Source organism: Streptomyces sp. NPDC014889 (genome assembly GCF_043081205.1).
Lineage (GTDB): Bacteria > Actinomycetota > Actinomycetes > Streptomycetales > Streptomycetaceae > Streptomyces.
Genome location: NZ_JBIBWH010000005.1, coordinates 147773 through 173319 on the forward strand (window position 1 = coordinate 147773; position 25547 = coordinate 173319).

A 25547-nucleotide genomic window follows, 5' to 3' on the forward strand; every position below is an offset into this window, starting at 1 on the left:
GTCGCGGGTGGCGTCTCGGTGATGTCGACCCCCGACTCGTTCGTCGAGTTCAGCACCCAGGGCGGCCTGGCCCCCGACGGCCACTGCAAGCCGTTCTCCGACGACGCCGACGGCACCGCCTGGTCCGAGGGCGTCGGCATCCTGGTCCTGGAACGGCTCTCCGACGCGATCCGCAACGGCCACGAGGTCCGCGGCATCATCCGCGGCACCGCCGTCAACCAGGACGGCGCCTCCAACGGACTGACCGCCCCCAACGGCCCCTCCCAGCAGCGCGTCATCCGCCAGGCCCTCGCCGACGCCCGCCTCGCGCCGTCCGACATCGACGCGGTCGAGGCGCACGGCACCGGCACCACCCTCGGCGACCCGATCGAGGCGCAGGCCCTGCTGAACACCTACGGCCGGGACCGCGACGCCGAGCAGCCGCTGCTCCTCGGCACCGTCAAGTCGAACATCGGCCACACCCAGGCCGCCGCGGGCGTCGCCGGCGTCATCAAGATGCTGCTGGCGATCCAGCACGGCACCCTGCCGCGCACCCTGCACGTCACCAGCCCCACCAGCCACGTCGACTGGAGCAGCGGCGCCGTGGCGCTGCTCACCGAGGAACGCGACTGGCCCGGGACCGGAAGGCCGAGGCGCGCCGGTGTCTCCGCCTTCGGCGTCAGCGGCACCAACGCGCACGTCATCGTGGAGCAGGCTCCCACCGTCGAGCCCGCCCCCGCCGACGAACCCGCCCCCGCCGCCGACGTCACCACCGTCCCGTGGATCGTCTCCGGCCGCAGCCGCGAGGCGCTGAAGGACCAGATCGACCGGCTCACCGCGTACGCCGCCGCCCACCCGGAGCTGTCCCCGCTGGACGTCGGCCGCTCCCTGGCCACCGACCGCACCCTCTTCCCGCACCGCGCCGTGCTGCTCGCGGGTCCCGACGGGGTGCGCGAGACGGCCCGCGCGGTCGCGTCCCGCACCCCCGGCCGCACCGCCTTCCTGTTCTCCGGCCAGGGCGCCCAGCGCGCCCTGATGGGCCGCGAACTGTACGAGCGGTTCCCGGCGTTCGCCGACGCTCTGGACACGGTCCTCGCGCAGTTCGACACCGTGCTGGACTTCTCGCTGCGGGAGGCCCTGTTCGCCGCGCCGGACACGCCCGAGGCCGGGCTCCTGGACCAGACCGGCTGGACCCAGCCCGCGCTGTTCGCCTTCGAGGTCGCCCTCCACCGCCTCCTGGAGTCGTGGGGCCTGACCCCCGACCACGTCGCCGGCCACTCCGTCGGTGAGATCGCCGCGGCGCACGTCGCCGGGGTGTTCTCGCTGGAGGACGCCTGCCGGCTGGTGGCGGCCCGCGCCTCCCTGATGCAGGAACTGCCGCGCGGCGGTGCGATGCTCGCGGTGCGCGCCACCGAGGAGGAGGTGCTCCCGCTTCTGACGAAGCGGGTGTCGATCGCCGCGGTCAACGGGCCGTCGTCGGTGGTCGTCGCCGGTGACGAGGACGAAGTCGCCGCGATCGCCGGGCACTTCGAGGCGCAGGACCGCAGGACCACCCGGCTCAAGGTGAGCCACGCCTTCCACTCGCCGCTCATGGACCCGATGCTCACCGCGTTCGCCCGGGTCGCGGAGTCCCTCACCTACCACGAGCCCCGCATCCCGCTGGTCTCCACCGTGACCGGCGCCCCCGCCGGAGCCGAACTCCTCACCCCCGGCTACTGGGTGCGGCACGTCCGCGAGACCGTCCGGTTCGCCGACGGCGTGCGGGCCCTGCGCGAGGCAGGCGTCACCGCCTTCGTCGAGGTCGGCCCGGACGGCCGGCTCACCGCCGCCGCCCAGCAGACCCTGGACGCGGCCGCCGACGAGGCACCCGCCACCGTCGTCCCGCTCCAGCGCCGCGACCGCGCCGAGGAGACCACCCTCCTGGAGGGCCTGGCCACCCTGCACACCCGGGGCAACGGACCCGACTGGACGGCCTGGTTCGCCGGCACCGGTGGGCACCGCGTCGAGCTGCCGACGTACGCCTTCCAGCGCGAGCGCTACTGGCCCGAGCCCGCCGCGCCCGGCGCCACCGGCACGCCGGACCCCGTCGACGCCGCCTTCTGGGCCGCCGTCGAGCGGGAGGACCTGGAGAGCCTCACGGCCTCCCTCGGCCTGGACGGCGACACCGTCACCACGATGGTGCCCGCGCTGTCCGCCTGGCGCCGCCGCAACGACGCCCGCTCCACCGCCCGCGACTGGCGCTACCACGAGAGCTGGACCGCGCTCGGCACCCCGGCGCACACCGCCCCGGCCGGCCGCGTCCTGGCCCTCGTGCCCGCCGAACACGCCGGAGCCGACTGGGCGGAGGCCCTCGTCGCCGCCCTGGGCGCCGACCCGCTCGTCGTCGACGGCACCCCCGGCGCCCTCGCCCGGGAACTCGCGGACGTCGACCCGGCCGGCTGGACCCTCGTGGTCTCCCTGCTCGCCGCGGGCACCGGCACCCTGCCGGCGCCCGACGCCGCACCGGCCGCCGTCCTGGAGGCCCTGCGGACCGCCGGCGTCGACGCCCCGCTGTGGTGCGTCACCCGCGGCGCCGTCTCCGTCAGCGGGGAGGCACCCGCCGCCGTCGGCCAGGCCGCCCTGTGGGGCATGGGCCGGGTCGCCGCGCTTGAGCACCCCGAGCGCTTCGGCGGCCTCGCCGACCTCGCACCCGACGCCGACGCCGCCACCGCGGCCCTGCTCGCCGCCCACCTGGCCGAGCCCGGCACCGAGGACCAGATCGCCGTCCGCGCCGCCGGACTGTTCGGCCGCCGCCTCGTGCGCACCGCCGTCGCCCCCGGAGACACCGGATGGCGCCCGCACGGCACCGTCCTCCTCGTCGGCGGCACCCGCACCATGGGCGCCCGTGCCGCCCGCTGGCTCGCCCGTGAGGGCGCCGCCCGCCTGGTGCTGACCACCTCGCTCGCCGACGGCGCCACCGACACCGAGGAACTGCGGGCCGAACTCGCCCGGCTCGGCGCCGAGGTCACCGTCGCGCCCTGCGACACCGGCGACCGGGACGCGGCGGCCGCCCTCCTGGACGGTCTGACCGATCTCACCGCGGTCGTGTACGCCGACGACACCCCGGCGGAAGGCCCGGCCGCCGCCCTCGCCCCGGTGGACGCCCTCGCCGAGGCCGTCGCGGGCCGCTCCCTGGACGCCTTCGTGCTCTTCGGCTCCATCGCCGGGGTCTGGGGCGTGCGCGGCCGGTCCGACGAGGCCGCGGGCGGCGCCTACGTGGACGCCCTCGCCCGCGCCCTGCGCGCCGGCGGGACGCCCGCGCTGGCCGTCTCCTGGGGCGCCTGGGCCGAGCTGGCCGACCCGTCGACCACCGCCCATCTGCGGATGAACGGCCTGCCGGTGATGGACGCCGACGCCGCCCTGACCGCCCTCGCCGGTGCCGTCGCCGACGGCTCCGCCGCGGTCACCGTCGCCGACGTCCGCTGGGACACCTTCGCCCCGGCGCACCACGAGGCCAGGACCACCGCGCTGTTCGACGGCCTGCCCGAGGCCAGGACCGCCCTCGCCGACGCGGCCCGCGCCCGTACCGAGGGTGCCGCCGCCTCCGGCGGCTACGGCCAGTGGCTCCTGGAGCAGCCCGCCGCCGACCGGGACGACATCCTGCTCGCCCTCGTCAGCGAGAAGGCCGCCCTGGTCCTCGGCCACGCGGACACCGCGCTCGTCGAACCCGACCTGCCCTTCCGGGACCTCGGCTTCGACTCGCTGACCGCCGTCGACCTGCGCAACCAGCTCACCGCGGCCACCGGCGCCACACTGCCCGCGACCCTGGTCTTCGACCACCCCAACCCCGCGGCGCTCGCCGCCCACCTGCGCACCGAACTCCTCGGCGGCGCCGCGGACACCGCCGCCCCGGTGGCCGCGCCCGTCGCCACCGGCGACGACCCGGTCGTCATCGTCGGCATGGCCTGCCGCTACCCCGGAGGCGTCACCTCGCCCGAGGACCTGTGGCAGCTCCTCCTCGACGAGGCCGACGCCGTCGGCGGCTTCCCGACCGACCGCGGCTGGGACCTCGACGCCCTCGCCGGCGACGGCCCCGGCCGCAGCGCCACCGACCAGGGCGGATTCCTCTACGACGCCACCGACTTCGACCCCGGCCTGTTCGGCATCTCGCCGCGCGAGGCCATGGTGATGGACCCGCAGCAGCGGATCCTGCTCGAAGCGTCCTGGGAGGCCCTGGAGCGGGCCGGCATCGACCCGGCGACCCTGCGGGGCAGCGGCACCACCGGCGTCTTCGTCGGCGGCGGCTCCGGCGACTACCGGCCGCCCGCCGAGTACGGCCAGTGGCAGACCGCCCAGTCCGCCAGCCTCCTGTCCGGCCGGCTCGCCTACACCTTCGGCATCCAGGGCCCCACGGTGTCCGTCGACACCGCCTGCTCGTCCTCCCTGGTCGCCCTGCACCTGGCCGCCCAGGCCGTGCGCTCGGGCGAGTGCTCCATCGCCCTGGCCGGCGGTGTCACCGTGATGGCCACCCCGGTCGGCTTCGTCGAGTTCAGCGCCCAGGGCGCGCTGTCGCCCGACGGCCGCTGCCGCGCCTTCTCCGAAGAGGCCAACGGCACCGGCTGGTCGGAGGGTGTCGGCATGCTCGTCGTCGAGCGCCTGTCCGACGCCCGCCGCAACGGGCACCGGGTGCTCGCCGTGCTGCGCGGGTCCGCCATCAACCAGGACGGCGCCTCCAACGGCCTGACCGCGCCCAGCGGCCCCGCCCAGCAGCGCGTCATCCGCCAGGCCCTGGCCAACGCCCGCCTGGAGAGCGCCGACGTCGACGCCGTCGAGGCGCACGGCACCGGCACCAGGCTCGGCGACCCGATCGAGGCGCAGGCCCTGCTCGCCACCTACGGACAGGACCGCGAGCGGCCCGTCCTGGTCGGCTCCCTCAAGGCCAACATCGGCCACACGCAGGCCGCGTCCGGTGTCGGCGGCGTCATCAAGATGGTGCTCGCCATGCAGCACGGTCTGCTGCCGCGCTCGCTGTACGCCGAGAACCCCTCCTCGCACGTCGACTGGACCGCGGGCAACGCGCGCCTGCTCACCGAGCTGACCCCCTGGCCCGAGGCCGAGCGGGTGCGCCGGGCCGCCGTCTCCTCCTTCGGGGCCAGCGGCACCAACGCGCACCTGATCCTGGAGCAGCCGGAGCCCGTCAAGCAGCCCGCGCAAAACGCCCGCCCCGCCGCCGACGGCTCGCCCGTCCCGGTCCTGCTGTCCGGCCGCTCGCAGAACGCGCTGCGCGCCCAGGCCCGCAAGCTCCTGGCCCACGTGGCAGGACACCCCGAGGAGACCGTCACCGACCTGGCCCGCACCCTGGCCACCACCCGCGCCGTCTTCGAACACCGGGCCGCGGTGACCGCCGCCGACCGGGACGCGCTGCTCGCCGGGCTCACCGCCGTCGCGGAAGGCACCTCCGCCGCGCACGTCGCCGAGCACCACGTGGAGCGCACCGGCAAGCACGCCGTGCTCTTCTCCGGACAGGGCTCCCAGCAGCCCGGCATGGGCCGGGACCTGTACGAGCGGTTCCCGGCGTTCGCCGAGGCGTTCGACGCGGTCCTCGCCCGTCTCGACGGCCACCTCGGCGCCTCGCTGCGGGACATCGTCTGGCACGGCGACCGGGAGACCCTGAACGACACCGGGCACACCCAGCCCGCGCTGTTCGCCTTCGAGGTCGCCCTGTACCGCCTGGTGGAGTCCTGGGGCGTGACGCCGGACTTCGTCGCAGGACACTCCGTCGGCGAGATCGCCGCCGCCCACGTCGCCGGCGTCCTCTCCCTGGACGACGCCTGCCGGCTGGTCGCCGCCCGGGCCCGCCTGATGCAGGAACTGCCGCGCGGCGGCGCCATGGTCGCGGTCGAGGCCACCGAGAAGGAGGTCGCCGCCCACCTCACCGACGCGGTGTCGATCGCCGCGGTCAACGGGCCCACGTCCGTGGTGCTCTCCGGTGCGGAGGACGCGGTGCTCGCCGTGGCCGCCGTCCTCGCCGAGCGGGGCCGCCGCACCACCCGCATCAAGGTCAGCCACGCCTTCCACTCGGCGCTGATGGACCCGATGCTCGCCGAGTTCCGCAAGGTCGCCGAGAGCCTGCGCTACGAGGCACCCCGCATCGCCGTCGTGTCGAACGTGACCGGCGACGTGGCGGCCGCCGAGGACCTGTGCGGCGCCGACTACTGGGTGCGCCACGTGCGCGGCACCGTCCGGTTCGCCGACGGTGTCACCGCGCTGGCCGGCCGGGGCGTCCGCGTCTTCCTCGAACTCGGCCCCGACGCGGTGCTGTCCGCGCTCGCCGAGCAGAGCGCACCGGACAGCGTCGCCGTGCCCGCGCAGCGCCGCAACCGCGATGAGGTGGAGACCCTGGTCGCCGCCCTCGGCCGGCTGCACACGCACGCCGCAGGACCCCGCTGGGACGCCTTCTTCGACGCCGCCCCCGGCTCCTGGCTCGACCTGCCGACCTACGCCTTCCAGCGCGGCCGGTTCTGGCCGGACACCCTGCCCGCCACCGCGCAGGGCGCCGGGTCCGCCGCCGAGGCCGACGGCACCGACAGCGCCTTCTGGGACGCCGTCGCACAGGAGGACTTCGGCTCGCTGGAGTCCGTCCTCGACGTCGAGGGCGACGCCCTGTCCAAGGTGCTGCCGGCGCTGCTCGACTGGCGCCGCCGCACGTCCGAGGAGACACGCCTCGACAGCTGGCGCCACCGCATCGTGTGGAAGCGTCCGGCCGGCGCGGCGATGGCCCACCGCAAGCCGCTCACCGGCACCTGGCTGGCCGTCGTCCCCGAGGGCCTCGGCGAGGACCCGTGGGTGACGACCGCGCTGGACGCCCTCGGCACCCGGGTGGTGCGCGCCGAGACCGGCGACGCCGACCGGGAGGCCATGGCCGCCACCCTGCGCGAGGCCACCCCGGACGGCACCCGCTTCGCCGGCGTCGTCTCCCTGCTCGCCCTGCGCGAGACCGTGCACGGCGACGTGCCCGAGGGCGTCGCCCTCACCGGCACGCTGCTCCAGGCCCTCGGTGACGCCGGGATCGAGGCCCCGCTGTGGTGCGTCACCCGCAGCGCCGTGTCCGCCAACCGCACCGACCGCCCGCGCCGGCCGCTCCAGGCCGCCGTGTGGGGCCTGGGCCGGGTGGCCGCACTGGAGTACCCGCACCGCTGGGGCGGCCTGGTGGACCTGCCCGAGCGCGCCGACGAGCGGGCCGCCGCCGGACTCGCCGCCGTCCTCGCCGGACTCGACGGGGAGGACCAGGTCGCCGTGCGCGGCTCCGCCGTCCTCGCCCGCCGCCTCGTGCCGGCCCCGGACCGCGGGCGGAGCGGCACCTGGGACCCGACCGGCACCGTGCTGATCACCGGCGGCACCGGCGCCCTCGGCGCCCATGTGGCCCGCCGCCTCGCCAAGGACGGCGTCCAGCACCTGGTGCTGCTGAGCCGCCGCGGCCCCGAGGCGCCCGGCGCCACCGCCCTGCGCGACGAACTCCAGGCGCTCGGCACCGGCGTCACCCTCGCCGCCTGCGACGCCTCAGACCGGGACCAGTTGTCCGCGGTGCTCGACGCGATCCCGGCCGACCGGCCGCTGACCGCGGTGATCCACGCGGCGGGCGTGCTCGACGACGGCGTCATCGACCGGCTCACCCCGGAGCGGTACCAGCGGGTCTTCCGCGCGAAGGTGACCTCGGCGCTGCTGCTCGACGAGCTGACCCGCGACCTCGACCTGGCCGCGTTCGTCCTGTTCTCGTCCGCCTCCTCCGCGGTCGGCAACCCCGGCCAGGCCAACTACGCGGCCGCCAACGCGGTCCTGGACGCCCTCGCCGAGACCCGCCGGGCACTGAACCTGCCCGCGACCTCCGTGTCCTGGGGCGCCTGGGGCGGCGGCGGCATGGCCGACGGCCACGGCGCGGACGACGCGGCCCGCCGGGCCGGCGTCGCCGCCATGGACCCGGACCTCGCCGTGGAGTCGCTGCTGCGGCTGGTCACCGGCAAGGAACCGACCGCGGTGGTCGCCGAGGTCGCCCTCGACCGGTTCGCCGCCGCCTTCGGCGGCACCCGGCCCAGCGCCCTGCTGCGGGAGTTCCCCGGCTACCGGGAGACCGTCGCCGCCGCGGCGCCCGAGTCCCCGGAGGGCACCCTCGCCGACCGGCTGGCGGGCATGCCGCCGGCCCGCCGCCTCGACACCGTCGTGGACCTGGTGCGCACCCGTGCCGCGCAGGTCCTCGGCTACCCGGACACCGGCGCCGTCGGCGCCGAACGGTCCTTCCGCGACCTCGGAGTGGACTCACTCGGCGCGGTCGAGCTGCGCAACCAGCTCGGCGCCGCGACCGGCCTGAGCCTGCCCGCGACGCTGGTCTTCGACCACCCGACGCCGCTGGCACTGGGTGAGTTCGTCCTCGCCCGGCTCGTCCCCGACGAGCCGGCCGAGTCCGACGAGGAGACCGAGATCAGGGCCGTACTGGCCTCCGTACCGCTCGACCGGCTGCGGGAGATCGGCGTCCTGGAGCCCCTGCTCCAGCTCGCCGGACGCGGCGGTGGGGCCGGCGACGACGAAGACGACGAGTCCGTCGACTCGATGACAGTGACAGACCTGGTGCGGGCCGCGCTGGGCGGCCAGTCCGACCTGTAGCGCGAAGTGATGGAGCAGAGATGAACGCCCCCGCTGAGAACGTAGTCGAGGCACTGCGCGCCGCGGTCAAGGAGACCGAGCGGCTGCGGCGCCGCAACCGGACGATCGTGGCCGCGGCCCGGGAGCCGATCGCCGTGGTCGGCATGGGCTGCCGGTTCCCCGGCGGCGTCCACTCCCCGCAGGCCCTGTGGGAGATGGTCGCCGGCGGCACCGACGTGATCTCCGAGTTCCCGGACGACCGCGGCTGGGACCTGGAGGCGCTGCGCACCGGCGGCGTCGACGACCGGGACACCTCGGTCAGCCAACGCGGCGGGTTCCTCGACTCGATCGCCGACTTCGACCCCGGCTTCTTCGGGATCTCGCCGCGCGAGGCCGTCACCATGGACCCGCAGCAGCGGCTGCTCCTGGAGACGTCCTGGGAGGCGATCGAGCGCGCCCGCATCGACGCCACCGGGCTGCGCGGCACCCGCACCGGCACGTTCATCGGCACCAACGGGCAGGACTACGCCTACCTGCTGGTGCGGTCCCTCGACGACGCCACCGGCGACGTCGGCACCGGCATCGCCGCCAGCGCCGTCTCCGGCCGGCTGTCGTACACCTTCGGCCTGGAGGGGCCGGCGATCACCGTCGACACCGCCTGCTCCTCCTCGCTGGTCGCGCTGCACCTCGCCGTGCAGTCGCTGCGCAACGGCGAGTGCACCCTCGCGCTCGCCGGCGGCGTCAACGTGATGTCGACGCCGGGCTCCCTGGTCGAGTTCAGCCGGCAGGGCGGCCTCGCCGGCGACGGCCGCTGCAAGGCGTTCGCCGACTCCGCCGACGGCACCGGCTGGTCCGAGGGCGCGGCCGTACTCGTCCTGGAGCGTCTGTCCGACGCGCAGCGCAACGGCCACCCCGTGCTCGCCGTCATCCGGGGCTCCGCCGTCAACCAGGACGGCGCCTCCAACGGCTTCACCGCCCCCAACGGCCCCTCCCAGCAGCGCGTCATCAAGCAGGCCCTCTCCAACGCGGGCCTGAACCCCGCCGACGTCGACGCGGTCGAGGCGCACGGCACCGGCACCCCGCTCGGCGACCCCATCGAGGCGCAGAGCATCCTCGCCACCTACGGCCAGGACCGCGAACAGCCGCTGCTGCTCGGCTCGATCAAGTCGAACATGGGCCACACCCAGGCCGCGTCCGGCGTCGCCGGGATCATGAAGATGGTCATGGCGATGCGCAACGGGGTGCTGCCGAGGACCCTGCACGTCGACCGGCCCTCCACCCACGTCGACTGGACGGCGGGCAAGGTCGAACTGCTCACCGAGAACCGCCCCTGGCCCACCGCGCCCGACCGCCCCCGCCGCTCCGGCGTCTCCTCCTTCGGCGTCAGCGGCACCAACGCGCACGTCATCGTCGAGCAGGCGCCCGACACCCCCGCCGCTCAGCCGGAAGAGGCACCGGCCGCGCCCCGCACCGCCGGCGTCCTGCCCTGGATCCTGTCGGCGCGCTCCGCCGCCGCCCTGCGCGAGCAGGCCGCCGCCCTCCTCGTCCACCTGGACACCCCGGGCGCCCCCGGCGCACTGGACACCGCGTACTCGCTGGCCACCACCCGCGCGGCCCTGGAGCACCGGCTCGCCGTCGTCACCGACGCGGACGGCACCACCGGCCGCGAGGCGCTCACCTCCTGGCTGGCGGGCGACCCCGCCCCGGACGCCCACGAGGGGCAGCCCGTCGGCCGCACCCGCAGCGCCTTCCTGTTCTCCGGGCAGGGCGCCCAGCGCCTCGGCATGGGCCGTGAACTCCACGCCCGTTTCCCGGTGTTCGCCGAAGCCCTGGACCACGTCCTCGACCTGCTCGACGAGGAACTCGGCGCGAGCCTCGGCGACATCGTCTGGGGCGACGAGGAAGCCCCGCTGAACGAGACGGGGTGCACCCAGCCCGCCCTGTTCGCGGTTGAGGTCGCCCTGTACCGCCTGGTGGAGTCCTGGGGCATCACCCCGGACTTCGTGGCCGGTCACTCGGTCGGCGAGATCGCGGCCGCGCATGTGGCGGGGGTGTTCTCGTTGGAGGACGCCTGCCGGCTGGTCGCCGCGCGTGCGGGTCTGATGCAGGCGCTGCCGGGTGGCGGTGCCATGGTCGCCGTGGAGGCGACCGAGGACGAGGTGCTGCCGCTGCTCACCGAGGGTGTCGCCGTGGCGGCGGTCAACGGCCCGACTTCCGTTGTCGTCTCCGGTGAGGAGGGGGCCACTCTCGCGGTCGCGGAGAAGCTTGCCGAGCGGGGTCGCCGCACCAGCCGTCTGCGGGTGAGCCACGCCTTCCACTCGCCGCTGATGGACCCGATGCTGGAGGACTTCCGCGCCGTCGCGGAGACGCTCTCGTACGACGAGCCGCGGATCCCGGTCGTCTCCAACCTGACCGGAACCGTCGCCACCGACGGGCAGTTGACCGACCCGGAGTACTGGGTGCGTCATGTCCGCGAGGCCGTCCGGTTCGCCGACGGCGTCCGCGCCCTCGCCGAGGCCGGCGCCGACGTCCTGCTCGAACTCGGCCCCGACGGCGTGCTCGCCGCCCTGGCCCAGCAGTCCGCCACCGCCGTCACCATCCCGTTCCTGCGCAAGGACCGCCCCGAGGAGCACAGCGCCGTCACCGCGCTGGCCCGGCTGCACACGGCCGGTGTCACCGTCGACTGGGCGGCGTTCCACGACGGCACCGGCGCCCGTACCGCCGAACTGCCCACCTACGCCTTCCAGCACGAGCGCTACTGGCCCAAGGCGACCGCGACCGCCGTCGACGCTACCGGTCTCGGCCTCGCCTCCGCCGACCACCCGCTGCTCGGCGCCGCCATGTCGGTGGCCGGGTCGGACGAACTCCTGCTCACCGGCACCCTGTCGCTCGCCACCCACCCGTGGCTCGCCGACCACAGCGTCGGCGGCACCGTCGTCTTCCCCGGCACCGGATTCCTGGAACTGGCCGTGCGCGCCGCCGACCAGGCCGGCTGCGACCGGGTCGAGGAACTGGCCATCGACACGCCGCTGGTGCTGCCCGCCACGGGTGCCGTGCAGATGCAGATCTCCGTCGGAGCCGCCGACGGGACAGGCTCGCGCGAACTGCGGTTCTTCACCCGGCCAGGCGAGGACTTCGACGCCGAGTGGACCCAGCACGCCACCGGCCGCATCGGCTCGGGTGAACACCTCATCGGCTTCGACACCACCGTGTGGCCGCCGCGTGACGCGGAGGCCGTCGACATCGAGGGGCTGTTCGACCGTTTTGCCTCGGACGGCTTGGAGTACGGCCCGGTCTTCCGTGGACTGCGTGCCGTGTGGCGCCAAGACGACACGGTCTACGCCGAGGTCGATCTGCCCGAGTCCATCGAGGACGCCGACGCCTTCGGACTGCACCCGGCGCTCCTGCACGCCGCCCTGCACGGCACCGTATTCCTGTCCGAGGACAGCAGCCTGTTGCCGTTCGCCTGGGAGGGCGTGTCCCTGCACGCGGACGGGGCGAGCACCCTGCGGGTGCGGATCGTCTCGTGCGGTGAGGACGCGGTGCAGATCGCGGCGGTCGACCCCGCGGGTCAGCCGGTCGTCTCCGTGGAGTCGCTGACGCTGCGCGCCCCGGACGCCGTAGCCGGTGCCGCGCCGCGTCGCGCCGACGCCAACTCGTTGTTCCGCGTGGACTGGACGCCTCGTACGGTCGCCGCCCCGGCCGCTCCGGCCACGTGGGCGGTGCTGGGCGATGACCCATTCGACCTGACGCCCGCGCTCGTGGCGGACTCAGAGGCGGTCGCGGGCGTGCACGCCCCGGCTGCGACACTCCAGGAGTTGGCTGCCCGGGACGGGGCAGTGCCGGACATGGTCGTGCTGACGGTCTGTGGTGATGCCGATCAACGGCCCGATGCTGCTCATGAGTTGGCCCGTGAGGTGCTCGCTCTGATGCAGCGGTGGCTGGCCGAGCCCGCCTTCGCCTCCTCCCGGCTCGTCGTGGTCACCCGCAGCGCTGTCGCCGACGGTGAGCGCGGCCCGCTCGATCTGGCCGCCGCCCCCGTGTGGGGTCTGGTGCGCTCCGCCCAGTCCGAGAACCCGGGCCGGCTGCTGCTCGCCGATGTCGACGACACGGCCGACTCGCTGGCCCGACTGCCGCTGCTGGCAGGGCTGTTCGACGCGGAGGAGCCGCAGGCGGTCGTCCGTGAGGGCACGGTCCGCGTCGGCCGTCTCGCCCGGCTGGAGTCCGGTGACGCCGCCGTTCGGCCGCTGGACCCCGAGGGCACCGTCCTGGTGACCGGTGGTACGGGTGGTCTCGCGTCCGAGCTGGCCCGGCACCTGGTCGCCGAGCACGGCGTCAGGCACCTGCTCCTGACCAGCCGCCGTGGACCCGACGCCCCGGGTGCAGCCGACCTCGTACAGGCGCTGGCCGATCTCGGTGCCGAGGCCACGGTCGCCGCGTGTGACGTCGCCGACCGTGACGCGCTCGCCGGGCTGCTCGCCTCCATTCCGGCCAAGCATCCGCTGACTGCCGTGGTGCACACGGCGGGTGTCCTCGACGACGGCATCGTCGCCTCCCTCACGCCCGACCGCCTTGACAGCGTCATGCGGCCGAAGGTCGACGCCGCCTGGCACCTGCACGACCTCACCCGCGATCTCGACCTGGCCGCGTTCGTCCTGTACTCCTCGACGGCCGGTGTCATGGGGAGCCCCGGGCAGGCCAACTACGCGGCGGGCAACACCTTCCTGGACGCCCTCGCCGCCCACCGCCGGGCCCTCGGCCTGCCCGCCACCTCGCTCGCCTGGGGTGCCTGGGAGCAGGGCGTCGGCATGACCGGCCAGTTGAGCGGTCAGGACGCGCGCCGGATCAGTGACGCCGGCGGGATGCCGCTGCTGTCCGTCGAGCGGGGCCTGGCCCTGTACGACGCCGCCATGCTCGCCGACGAGCCGCTCGTGGTGCCGCTCGGTCCGGGCGGCGGCCCGTTGCCCGCCGGCGCCGGCGTCCCCGCGATCCTGCGCGGACTGGTCCGCACCGGCGGACGCCGGGCCCGTGCGGCCACCGCCGCGGTCGCCCGTGCCGGACTGGCCGAGCGTCTCGCCGTGCTGCCCGAGGAGCAGCGTCGGCCGTTCGTCGTCGATCTGGTGCGCGCCGAGGCAGCCGCGGTGCTCGGGCACGGTTCCGCCGATGCCGTGGACGCCCGCCGCGAATTCCGTGGTCTCGGCTTCGACTCGCTGACCGCGATCGAGCTGCGCAACCGGCTCGGCAGGGCGACCGGTCTCACCCTGCCCGCCACGCTCGTCTTCGACTACCCGACGCCCGATCAGCTCGCCGACCATCTCCTGGACGAACTGCTGGGCGCCGATGCCATCGAGGTCTTCGCCGCCCCTCAGAGCACTGCCGACGTGAACGACGATCCTGTCGTCATCGTCGGCATGGGCTGCCGTTTCCCGGGTGGCGTCGGATCGCCCGAGGAGCTGTGGGACCTCCTGGCGTCCGGTACCGACGCGATCACCGGGTTCCCCGCCGACCGCGAGTGGGAGTCGTCGAGGCTCGTCGGCGGTGTGTCCGCGAAGGGCGGTTTCCTGAGCGACATCGCCGGCTTCGACGCCGGGTTCTTCGGGATCTCGCCGCGCGAGGCCCTGGCCATGGACCCGCAGCAGCGCATCCTGCTCGAAGTCACCTGGGAGGCCGTCGAGCGCGCCGGTGTCGACCCGGCCGGCCTGCGCGGCAGCCGTACGGGTGTCTTCATGGGCGTCAACGGCCAGGACTACTCCAGCCTGGTCATGGGGTCCCGTGACGACGTCGCGGGCCACGCCACCGCCGGTCTCGCGGTCAGCGTGGTCTCCGGCCGCCTCTCCTACGCGCTCGGCCTGGAGGGCCCTGCCCTGTCCGTCGACACGGCCTGCTCCTCGTCGCTGGTGTCCCTGCACCTCGCCGCGCAGGCGCTGCGGTCGGGGGAGTGCAGCATGGCGCTGGTGGGTGGTGTCACCGTGATGACCACCCCGGCCAACTTCGCCGGGTTCTCCCGGATGGGCGGTCTCGCCCAGGACGGCCGCTGCAAGGCGTTCTCCGACTCCGCCGACGGCACCGGCTGGTCCGAGGGCGCGGCGGTGTTCGTGGTGGAGCGCCTCTCCGACGCCCGCCGCGCGGGACACCGCGTGCTCGCCGTGGTGCGTGGCTCCGCCGTCAACCAGGACGGCGCCTCCAACGGCCTCACGGCCCCGAACGGCCCGTCCCAGCAGCGCGTCATCCGCCAGGCGCTGGCCAACGCCGGCCTGAACACGAGTGACGTGGACGCCGTCGAGGCCCATGGCACCGGCACCCCGCTCGGTGACCCGATCGAGGCGCAGGCACTGCTGGCCACCTACGGCAGCGACCGCGATCCGCAGCAGCCGCTGCTGCTCGGCTCGGTGAAGTCGAACATCGGGCACACCCAGGCCGCCGCCGGTGCCGCCGGACTCGTCAAGATGGTCATGGCGATGGGCAAGGGCACGCTCCCGCGCACTCTGCACGTCACCGAGCCGTCGTCGCACGTCGACTGGTCGCTCGGCGCCGTCCGGCTGCTCACCGAGGAGACCGTGTGGCCGGAGACCGGACGGGCGCGCCGGGCCGGTGTGTCGTCGTTCGGCATCAGCGGCACCAACGCCCACGTCATTCTCGAGGGCCCTCCCGAGGAGCCGGTGTCCGCGCCGGCTGCCGACCGGCCGGCGCCCGGCGCGGTCGCCTGGCCCGTCTCGGCGAAGTCCGAGGCCGCGCTCGACGCCCAGGTGGAGCGGCTGCGGGAGTCCGCCGACGCGCTGCCCGCGCTCGACACCGCGTACACCCTGGCCACCGGCCGCGCCGGCTTCGAGCACCGGGCCATCCTGCTCGCCGCCGACGGCACCCTCACCGAGGTCGCCCGGGGTGTCGCCGAACCGCGCCGTACCGCCTTCCTGTTCTCCGGGCAGGGCGCCCAGCGTCTCGGCATGGGCCGTGAACTTCACGCCCATTTCCCGGTGTTCGCCGAGGCGTTCGACTCCGTCGCCGCCCTCCTGGAGAACGAACTCAACGCATCCGTCCGCGAGGTGATGTGGGGCACCGACGAAAGCGCCCTGAACGCCACCGCGTTCACCCAGCCCGCCCTGTTCGCGGTTGAGGTCGCCCTGTACCGCCTGGTGGAGTCCTGGGGCATCACCCCGGACTTCGTGGCCGGTCACTCGGTCGGCGAGATCGCGGCCGCGCATGTGGCGGGGGTGTTCCCGCTGGAGGACGCCTGCCGGCTGGTCGCCGCGCGTGCGGGTCTGATGCAGGCGCTGCCGGGTGGCGGTGCCATGGTCGCCGTGGAAGCGACCGAGGACGAGGTGCTGCCGCTGCTCACCGAGGGTGTCGCCGTGGCGGCGGTCAACGGCCCGACTTCCGTTGTCGTCTCCGGTGAGGAGGGGGCCACTCTCGCGGTCGCGGAGAAGCTTGCCGAGCGGGGTCGCCGCACCAGCCGTCTGCGGGTGAGCCACGCCTTCCACTCGCCGCTGATGGACCCGATGCTGGAGGACTTCCGCGCCGTCGCGGAGACGCTCTCGTACGACGAGCCGCGGATCCCGGTCGTCTCCAACCTGACCGGCGAGGTGGCCGCCGTGGGTACGCACACCCACGCCGACTACTGGGTGCGCCACGTCCGTGAGGCCGTCCGGTTCGCCGACGGGGTCCGCGCGCTCGCCGACCGGGGTGTCACCGCTTTCCTGGAGATCGGCCCCGACGGTGTGCTGTCCGCGCTCGCCGCCGCATCCCTGCCCGACTCCGACGCGGTCGTCGTACCGGCGCTGCGCAAGGACCGCGACGAGACCGTGTCCGTCCTCGGCGGCGTCGCCCGACTGCACGTCGCCGGTGTCGACGTCGACTGGGCGGCCCCCCTGTCCGGCACCGGCGCACGCGTCGTCGAACTGCCCACCTACGCCTTCCAGCACGAGCGTTACTGGCCCAAGCCGGCCCCTGCCGCCCTGGACGCCTCCGGTCTCGGCCTCGCCTCGGCCGACCACCCGCTGCTCGGCGCCGCCATGTCGGTGGCCGGGTCGGACGAACTGCTGCTGACCGGTTCCCTGTCGGCCGCCATGCATCCGTGGCTCGCCGACCACGTGGTCGGCGGCATGATCTTCTTCCCCGGTACCGGGTTCCTGGAGCTGGCCGTGCGCGCCGCCGACCAGGCGGGCTGCGACCGGGTCGAGGAGCTGATGATCGCCGCGCCGCTGGTGCTGCCCGCCACGGGTGGCGTGCAGGTGCAGATCTCCGTCGGCGCGGCCGACGAGGAGGGCTCGCGCGAGCTGCGGTTCTTCACCCGGCCCGGCGAGGACTTCGACGCCGAGTGGACCCAGCACGCCACCGGCCGTATCGGCTCGGGTGAGCAGGTCATCGGCTTCGACACCACCGTGTGGCCGCCGCGTGACGCGGAGGCCGTCGACATCGACGGCATGTTCGAGCGCTACGCCGCCGACGGTCTGGAGTACGGCCCGGTCTTCCGTGGACTGCGTGCCGTGTGGCGCCAGGACGACACGGTCTACGCCGAGGTCGAACTGCCCGACTCCGTCGAGGACGCCGGCGCGTTCGGTCTGCACCCGGCGCTCTTCGACGCCGCCCTGCACTCCACGGTCTTCCTGTCCGCCGAGGGCGACGACCGCAGTCTGCTGCCGTTCGCCTGGGAGGGCGTGTCCCTGCACGCGGACGGCGCGAGCACCCTGCGGGTGCGGATCACCTCCGGCGGTGAGGACGCGGTGCAGATAGCGGCGGTCGACCCGGGAGGCCGGCCGGTCGTCTCCGTGGAGTCGCTGACCCTGCGTGCAGCGGGCCCGGAGCCCGGCGCCGAGTCGCGCCGTGACGACGCCAACTCCCTGCTCCGCGTCGACTGGACCCCTCGTACGGTCGCCGCCCCGGCCGCTCCCGCCACCTGGGCCGTGCTGGGTGAGGACCCGTTCGGCCTGGCGGCCGTGCTCGCCGTCGACTCCGAGGCGGTCGCGGGCGTGCACGCCCCGGCCGCGACGCTCGACGAACTGGCCGCCCGGAGCGGCGCCGCGCCGGACATGGTCGCGGTGACGGTCCGAGGCGACGCCGATCAAGGGCCTGAAGCCGCACATGAGTTGGCCCGTGAGGTGCTCGCTCTGGTGCAGGGGTGGCTGGCCGAGCCCGCTTTCGCCTCCTCCCGGCTCGTCGTGGTCACCCGGAATGCCGTCGCCGACGGTGAGCGCGGCCCGCTCGATCTCGTCGCGGCGCCTGTCTGGGGTCTGGTGCGTTCCGCCCAGTCCGAGAACCCGGGCCGGCTGCTGCTCGCCGATGTCGACGACACGGCCGAGTCCATGGCCCGACTGCCTTTGCTTGCAGGGTTGTTCGACGCGGAGGAACCGCAGGCGCAGGTCCGCAAGGGCACCGTCCGGGTCGGCCGGCTCGCCCGGCTGGAGTCCGGTGCCTCCCTGGTTCCGCCGGCCGGGACGCCGTGGCGGCTGAGCAGCCGCACCAAGGGCAGCCTCGACGGCCTCGCCCTGCTGCCGTACCCGGAGGCGCTGGAACCGCTCACCGGCCGCCAGGTGCGCATCGGCATCCGCGCCGCCGGCCTCAACTTCCGCGATGTCCTCAACGCTCTCGGCATGTATCCCGGTGAGGCGGGTCTGTTCGGCTCCGAGGGGGCGGGCGTCGTCACCGAGGTCGGCCCGGACGTCACCGGGCTCGCCCCCGGCGACCGGGTCATGGGCATGGTGTTCGGCGGGTTCGGTCCGCTAGGTGTCGCCGACGAGCGACTGCTGACCCGGGTCCCCGACGACTGGTCCTGGGAGACCGCGTCGTCCGTGCCGCTGGTGTTCCTGACCGCCTACTACGCGCTCAAGGACCTCGCCGGGCTGAAGGCGGGCGAGAAGGTCCTGATCCACGCCGGTGCCGGTGGCGTCGGCATGGCCGCGATCCAGATCGCCCATCACCTCGGTGCGGAGGTCTTCGCCACGGCCGGCGAGGGCAAGTGGGACGTGCTGCGCTCCCTCGGGGTCACCGACGACCACATCGCCTCCTCGCGCACCCTCGACTTCGAGGCGGCCTTCGCCGAGGTCGCGGGGGACAAGGGCCTCGACGTCGTCCTGAACGCCCTGGCCGGTGAGTTCGTCGACGCGTCGATGCGGCTGCTCGGCACGGGCGGCCGGTTCCTGGAGATGGGCAAGACCGACATCCGGGACGCCGACTCCGCCTCGGACGGCATCACCTACCGGTTCTTCGACCTGGGCATGGTCGATTCCGACCACATCCAGGAGATGCTGCTCGACCTGGTCGGCCTCTTCGAGAGGGACGTGCTGTCCCCGCTGCCGGTCCGCGCCTGGGACGTCCGCCGCTCCCGTGAGGCCTTCCGCTTCATGAGCATGGCCAAGCACATCGGCAAGATCGTGCTGACCATGCCCCGGTCCATGGATCCCGAGGGCACCGTCCTGGTCACCGGTGGTACGGGTGGTCTCGCGTCCGAGCTGGCCCGGCACCTGGTCGCCGAGCACGGCGTCAGGCACCTGCTGCTGACCAGCCGCCGGGGACCCGACGCCCCGGGCGCCTCGGACCTCGTCCAGGCGCTGAGCGAGCTGGGTGCCGAGGCCGTGGTCGCCGCCTGCGACGCCGCCGACCGCGACGCCCTCGCCGGGCTGTTCGCCTCCGTCCCCGCCGAGCACCCGCTGACGGCGGTCGTACACACGGCGGGTGTCCTCGACGACGGCATCCTCGCCTCCCTCACGCCCGACCGCCTCGACACGGTCATGCGGCCGAAGGTCGACGCCGCCTGGCACCTGCACGACCTCACCCGCGACCTCGACCTGGCCGCCTTCGTCCTGTACTCCTCGACCTCCGGCGTCTTCGGCAGCCCCGGCCAGGCCAACTACGCCGCGGGCAACACATTCCTGGACGCCCTCGCCGCCCACCGGCAGTCCCTCGGCCTGCCCGCCACCTCCCTCGCCTGGAACGCCTGGGAGCAGGGCAGCGGCATGACGAGCGGCCTGAGCGACGAGGACATGCGCCGCATCAACGACAACAGCGGCATGCCGCTGCTGTCCGTCGAGCGGGGCCTGGCCCTGTACGACGCGGCCACGCTCGCCGACGAACCGCTCGTCGTGCCCCTGGGCCTCGGCGGTGGCGGCTCGCTGCCCCCGGGCATGAGCGTCCCCGCGATCCTGCGCGGACTGGTCCGCACCGGCGGACGCCGGGCACGGGCCGGCGCCGCCGCAGTCGCCCGCGCCGGACTGGCCGAGCGTCTCGCCGTGCTGCCCGAGGAACAGCGCCTCCCGTTCGTCGTCGACCTGGTGCGTGCCGAGGCCGCGACGGTTCTCGGGCACGGTTCCGCGGACGCCGTGGACGCCCGCCGCGAGTTCCGCGGTCTCGGCTTCGACTCGCTGACCGCGATCGAACTGCGCAACCGGCTCGGCAAGGCCTCAGGGCTCACCCTGACCGCGACGCTCGTCTTCGACTACCCGACGCCCCAGCAGCTCGCCGAGCACCTTCTCGACGAACTGCTCGGCGCCGACGCCGCGGAGGCCTTCACCGCCCCCCAGACCGCCGCCGCCGCGTCCGACGACGACCCTGTGGTCATCGTCGGGATGGGCTGCCGCTTCCCCGGCGGTGTCGGATCGCCGGAGGACCTGTGGGACCTCGTGGCCTCCGGCACCGACGCCATCACCGGCTTCCCCGCCGACCGCGAGTGGGAGTCGTCGATGATCGGCGGCGAGCTCGGAGACCTTTCCGGGCAGGGCGGATTCCTGAGTGACATCGCCGAGTTCGACGCCGACTTCTTCGGCATCGCGCCGCGCGAGGCCCTCGCCATGGACCCGCAGCAGCGCATCCTGCTCGAAGTGACCTGGGAGGCCGTGGAGCGCGCCGGGCTCGACCCGACCGCTCTGCGCGGATCCCGTACCGGTGTCTTCATGGGGGTCAGCGGCCAGGACTACGCCAGCCTGGTCATGCGCTCCCGCGACGACATCGCGAGCCACGCCACCACCGGTCTCGCCGTCAGCGTCGTCTCCGGCCGCCTCGCCTACACGCTCGGCCTCGAGGGCCCCGCCCTCTCCGTCGACACCGCCTGCTCCTCCTCGCTCGTCTCCCTGCACCTCGCCGCCCAGGCACTGCGGGCGGGGGAGTGCAGCATGGCGCTGGCCGGCGGTGTCACCGTCATGACCACCCCCGCCAACTTCGCCGGGTTCTCCAAGATGGGCGGCCTCGCCCACGACGGCCGCTGCAAGGCGTTCTCCGACTCCGCCGACGGCACCGGCTGGTCCGAGGGCGCGGCGGTGCTCGTCCTGGAGCGCCTCTCCGACGCCCGCCGCGCGGGACACCGCGTGCTCGCCGTCGTGCGCGGCACCGCCGTCAACCAGGACGGTGCCTCCAACGGCCTGACCGCGCCCAACGGCCCCTCCCAGCAGCGCGTCATCCGCCAGGCGCTGGCCAACGCCGGCCTGCGCCCCGGCGACGTCGACGCCGTCGAGGCGCACGGCACCGGCACCCCGCTCGGTGACCCGATCGAGGCGCAGGCCCTGCTCGCCACCTACGGCTCCGACCGCGACCCGCAGCAGCCGCTGCTGCTCGGCTCGGTGAAGTCCAACATCGGCCACACCCAGTCCGCGGCCGGTGCCGCCGGACTCGTCAAGATGGTCATGGCGATGCGTAACGGCACGCTCCCGCGCACCCTGCACGTCACCGAGCCGTCGTCGCACGTCGACTGGTCGCTCGGCGCCGTCCGGCTGCTCACCGAGGAGACCGCGTGGCCCCAGACGGGCCGGGTCCGCAGGGCCGGTGTGTCGTCGTTCGGGATCAGCGGCACCAACGCCCACGTCATCCTCGAAGACGCCCCCGAGGCCGCGGCGGACGACCGTCCCGCCGACGACACCGTGACCCCCGCCGTCACCCCGTGGGTCGTCTCGGCCCGCTCCGAGCAGGCGCTCGACGCCCAGGTGGAACGGCTGCGCGCCCATGCCGCCGCACACCCGGAGCTGTCCCGCGCCGATATCGGCCTGTCCCTCGTGACGAGCCGGTCCTCCTTCGAGCACCGGGCCGTCCTGCTGGCCGGCCCCGACGGCGTCACCGAGGCCGCGCGCGCCGAGGCCGGCGCCCGCACACCGGCGTTCCTGTTCTCCGGGCAGGGCGCCCAGCGCCTCGGCATGGGCCGTGAACTGCACGCCCGCTTCCCGGTGTTCGCCGAGGCCCTGGACCGCGTCCTCGACCTGCTCCACGCCGAACTCGGCTTCTCCCTGCGGGAGATCATGTGGGGCGACGACCCGGAGCAGCTCAACCGCACCCGCTGCACCCAGCCCGCGCTGTTCGCGGTCGAGGTCGCCCTGTTCCGCCTGATGGAGTCCTGGGGCATCACCCCCGACTACGTGGCCGGTCACTCGGTCGGTGAGATCGCGGCCGCGCACGTCGCCGGGGTGTTCTCGCTGGAGGACGCCTGCAAGCTGGTCGCCGCACGCGCCCGGCTCATGGACGCGCTGCCCGAGGGCGGCGCCATGGCCGCCGTCGAGGCCACCGAGGACGAGGTCCTGCCGCTGCTCGACGACGGCGTCGCCGTCGCCGCCGTCAACGGCCCGACCTCCGTGGTCGTCTCCGGCCCCGAGGAGGGCGTCGACCAGGTCGTCGCCCTCCTGGAGTCGGACGGCCGTCGCACCACCCGCCTGCGCGTCAGCCACGCGTTCCACTCGCCGCTGATGGACCCCATGCTGGAGGACTTCCGCACCGTCGCCGAGAGCATCACGTACGACGAGCCGCGCATCCCCGTCGTGTCCAACGTGACCGGCGAGGTCGCCTCCTCGGGCACGCACACCCACGCCGACTACTGGGTGCGCCACGTCCGTGAGGCCGTGCGCTTCGCCGACGGGGTCCGCGCGCTCGCCGACCGGGGTGTCACCGCCTTCCTGGAGATCGGCCCCGACGGCGTGCTGTCCGCGCTCGCCGCCGCATCCCTGCCCGACACCGGCACGCTCGTCGTACCGGCGCTGCGCAAGGACCGCGACGAGACTGTCTCCGTCCTCACTGCCCTGGCCCGGCTGCACACGGCCGGCCTCGACGCCGACTGGACCGCCGTTCTCGCCGGCACCGGCGCCCGCACCGTCGAACTGCCCACCTACGCCTTCCAGGGCACCCGCTTCTGGCCGGACACCGCCGCCGCCCCCGGCGACGCGGGCGGACTCGGCCTGGACGCCGGAGGGCACCCGCTGCTCACCGCCGCCACCGCGGTCGCCGGCTCGGAGGAGACGCTGCTCAGCGGACGCCTGTCCGCCGCCGCGCAGCCCTGGCTCACCGGCCGCGCGCACGACGGCAGCACCACCCTGCCCACCGCGGTCCTCGCCGAACTCGCGCTGCACGCCGCAGACGCCTGCGACCGCACCACCGTCGAGAACCTCACCGTCAGCGCGCCCCTGCTGCTCACCGGCAAGCGCCCCCAGCGCCTCCAGGTGCTGGTGGGCGCCCCCGACGGGACCGGCCGGCGCACCCTCACCGTGCACACCCGCGCGGACGGCGACGGCGCCCCGTGGATCGAGCGGGCCTCCGCGGCGCTCACCGACGCGCCCGCCGCCCCCGCCGCGGCCGGCACCGTATGGCCGCCCGCGGACGCCACCCCGGTCGACGAGCTGCCCGAACCCACCGGCGCGGCCGTGCTGCGCGCCGCCTGGCGGCGCGGCGGGGAGCTCTTCGCCGAGGTAGAGATCACCGAACAGGGCCCGGCCGAGCAGGCGTTCGCCCTGCACCCGGCGCTCCTGGACACCGCGGTCCGCGCCGCCGTCGTCCTCGACGGAGACGGCGACGACACCCTCGACGCCGTCGCCTGGGACGGGCTCGTCCTGCACGCCGCGCACCCCGCCCTCCTGCGGGTGCGGCTCACCGCCACCGGCGAGGACACCTGGGCGCTGGAGGCGACCGACCCGCAGGGCGGCCCCGTGCTGTCGGTGGCCTCGCTCACCCTGGGCGCCACCACCGCCGGACACGGCGCCGACGCCCCCGCAGCGGACGACGCCGCACTTCTCAGCCTGGACTGGGTCGCGCCCGCCCCGGCCGCGCGCCCCGGCGACAGCGGCCTCTGGACGGTGCTCGGCGACGGGCTGCCCGGCCTGGACACCGCGCTCGCCGCGGTGGACGGCGTCCTCGCCGGCCGCGCGCGGTCGCTCGCCGAACTGCTCGACAGCGGCGCGCCCCTGCCGTCGCTGATGCTGCTGCCGGTCGAGGGCGGCCCCGCCGCCGGGGACGACCTGCCCGCCGCGGTCCGCGCCGCCACCACGACGGTGCTCGACCTGCTGCGCCGCTGGACCTCCGAACCCCGCACCGCGGACTCCCGCCTCGCGATCGTCACCCGTGGCGCCGTCGCGGCCGGCCGGGAGGACGTGACCGACCTGGCGGCGGCGGCCGTCTGGGGCCTGGTCCGCTCCGCCCAGTCCGAGAACCCGGGCAGCTTCCTGCTCCTGGACCTCGACCCGGCCGACGGCGCCGACGCGACCGACCCCGCCGTCCTGGCCGCGCTGCCCGCCCTGTTCGACGCGGGCGAGACCCAGGCCGCCGTCCGCGGCGGCGCGCTCACCGTCGCCCGCCTCACCCGCACCGGGTCCACGGCCGATGAGTCCGCGGCCACGGCGGCCGCCGACCAGGTCCGCGCCTGGGACCGCGACGGCACCGTACTGATCACCGGTGGCACCGGCGGCCTCGGAGCCGTCCTCGCCTGCCACCTGGTGACCGGTCACGGCATCAAGCACCTGCTGCTGGCAGGCCGCCGCGGACCCGACGCACCCGGCGCCGCCGCCCTGGCCGAGGAACTCTCCGCCCTGGGCGCCGAGGTCACCGTACGGGCCTGCGACGTCTCCGACCGGGCCGCCGTCGACGCGCTGCTCGCCACGCTGCCGCCCGAGCACCCGCTGACCGCGGTCGTGCACACGGCCGGCGTCCTCGACGACGCCACGATCGGCTCGCTCACCGCCGACCGGCTCGACACCGTGCTGCGGCCCAAGGCGGACGCCGCCTGGCACCTGCACGAGGCGACCTCGGCCCTGCCGCTCGCCGGATTCGTCCTGTACTCCTCCGTCGCCGGCGTCACCGGCGGCCCCGGACAGGGCAACTACGCCGCCGCCAACACGTTCCTCGACGCGCTCGCCGCGCACCGCGCGGCCCGGGGCCTGCCCGCCCTGTCGCTCGCCTGGGGACCGTGGGGCCAGGGCGCCGGCATGACCGGGACGCTCACCGACGCCGACATCGAGCGCATGGAACGCTCCGGGATGCCGCCGCTCACCGAACGCCAGGGCCTCGCCCTGTTCGACGCGGCGAACGCCCGGGACGAGGCACTCGCCGTGGCGCTCCGCGTCTCCCGGTCCGCCGCGGCCCCCGACACCGGCGACGTCCCCGCGGTGCTGCGCTCCCTGGTCCGCGCCCGGCGCCGCGCGGCGGCCACGGCCGGCGCCGACGGGCTCGCCCGCCGCCTGTCCGGCCTCGGCGCCGAGCAGCGGCACGAGACCCTCGTCGCCCTGGTCCGCCAGGAGACGGCCGGCGTGCTCGGCCACTCCGGTGCCGACGCGGTCCCCGCCGACCGGGACTTCAGCCGGCTGGGCTTCGACTCGCTGATGGCGGTCGAACTGCGCACCCGGCTCTCCGCGGCCACCAGAGTGCGGCTGCCGTCCACGCTCGTCTTCGACCACCCGACGCCCACCGCCGTCGCCCGGCACCTGGCCGGCTCCCTGGCGGGCGGGGAGCAGGGCGGCACGTCCGCGTCCCCGCTGGCGGCGCTCGACCGGTTGGAGGCGGAACTGTCCGCCGACGGCATGGACGAGGCCACCCGCCGCGGCGTCGCGGGACGGCTGCGGCGGCTGCTGGCCGCCTGGGACGCCACCGGCCCGGCCGGGGACGGACCGGCCGTCGGCGAACGGATCGAGGCGGCGAGCGCCGAGGAGATCTTCGCCTTCATCGACAACGAACTCGGCCGGTCGTCGAACTCCTGACCTGGGCCCACCCCACCTACGCGCGAA

At 75.0% G+C, this 25547-nt stretch carries 2 protein-coding genes (1 of these 2 cut by a window edge); both read left to right on the forward strand.

The features are described 5' to 3' along the window. Positions 1 to 8616, forward strand: the end of a protein-coding gene (locus ACF09J_RS11635) for a type I polyketide synthase (protein ID WP_392305209.1). Its footprint begins 19737 nt before the window's first position; the window shows 8616 of its 28353 coding nt (coding positions 19738-28353); the start codon falls outside the window, past its left edge; it ends in the stop codon at positions 8614 to 8616. A gap of 20 nt (positions 8617 to 8636) precedes the next feature. Next, positions 8637 to 25520 (forward strand): SDR family NAD(P)-dependent oxidoreductase, encoded by a 16884-nt coding sequence (locus tag ACF09J_RS11640; RefSeq protein ID WP_392305210.1) that lies wholly within the window; start codon positions 8637 to 8639, stop codon positions 25518 to 25520. The last annotated feature ends 27 nt before the right edge of the window (positions 25521 to 25547 follow it).

What these genes read in the sequence shown, in the direction of transcription:
- ACF09J_RS11640 (WP_392305210.1), top strand. Translation starts at nt 8,637, where the DNA reads ATGAACGCCCCCGCTGAGAACGTAGTCGAGGCACTGCGCGCCGCGGTC.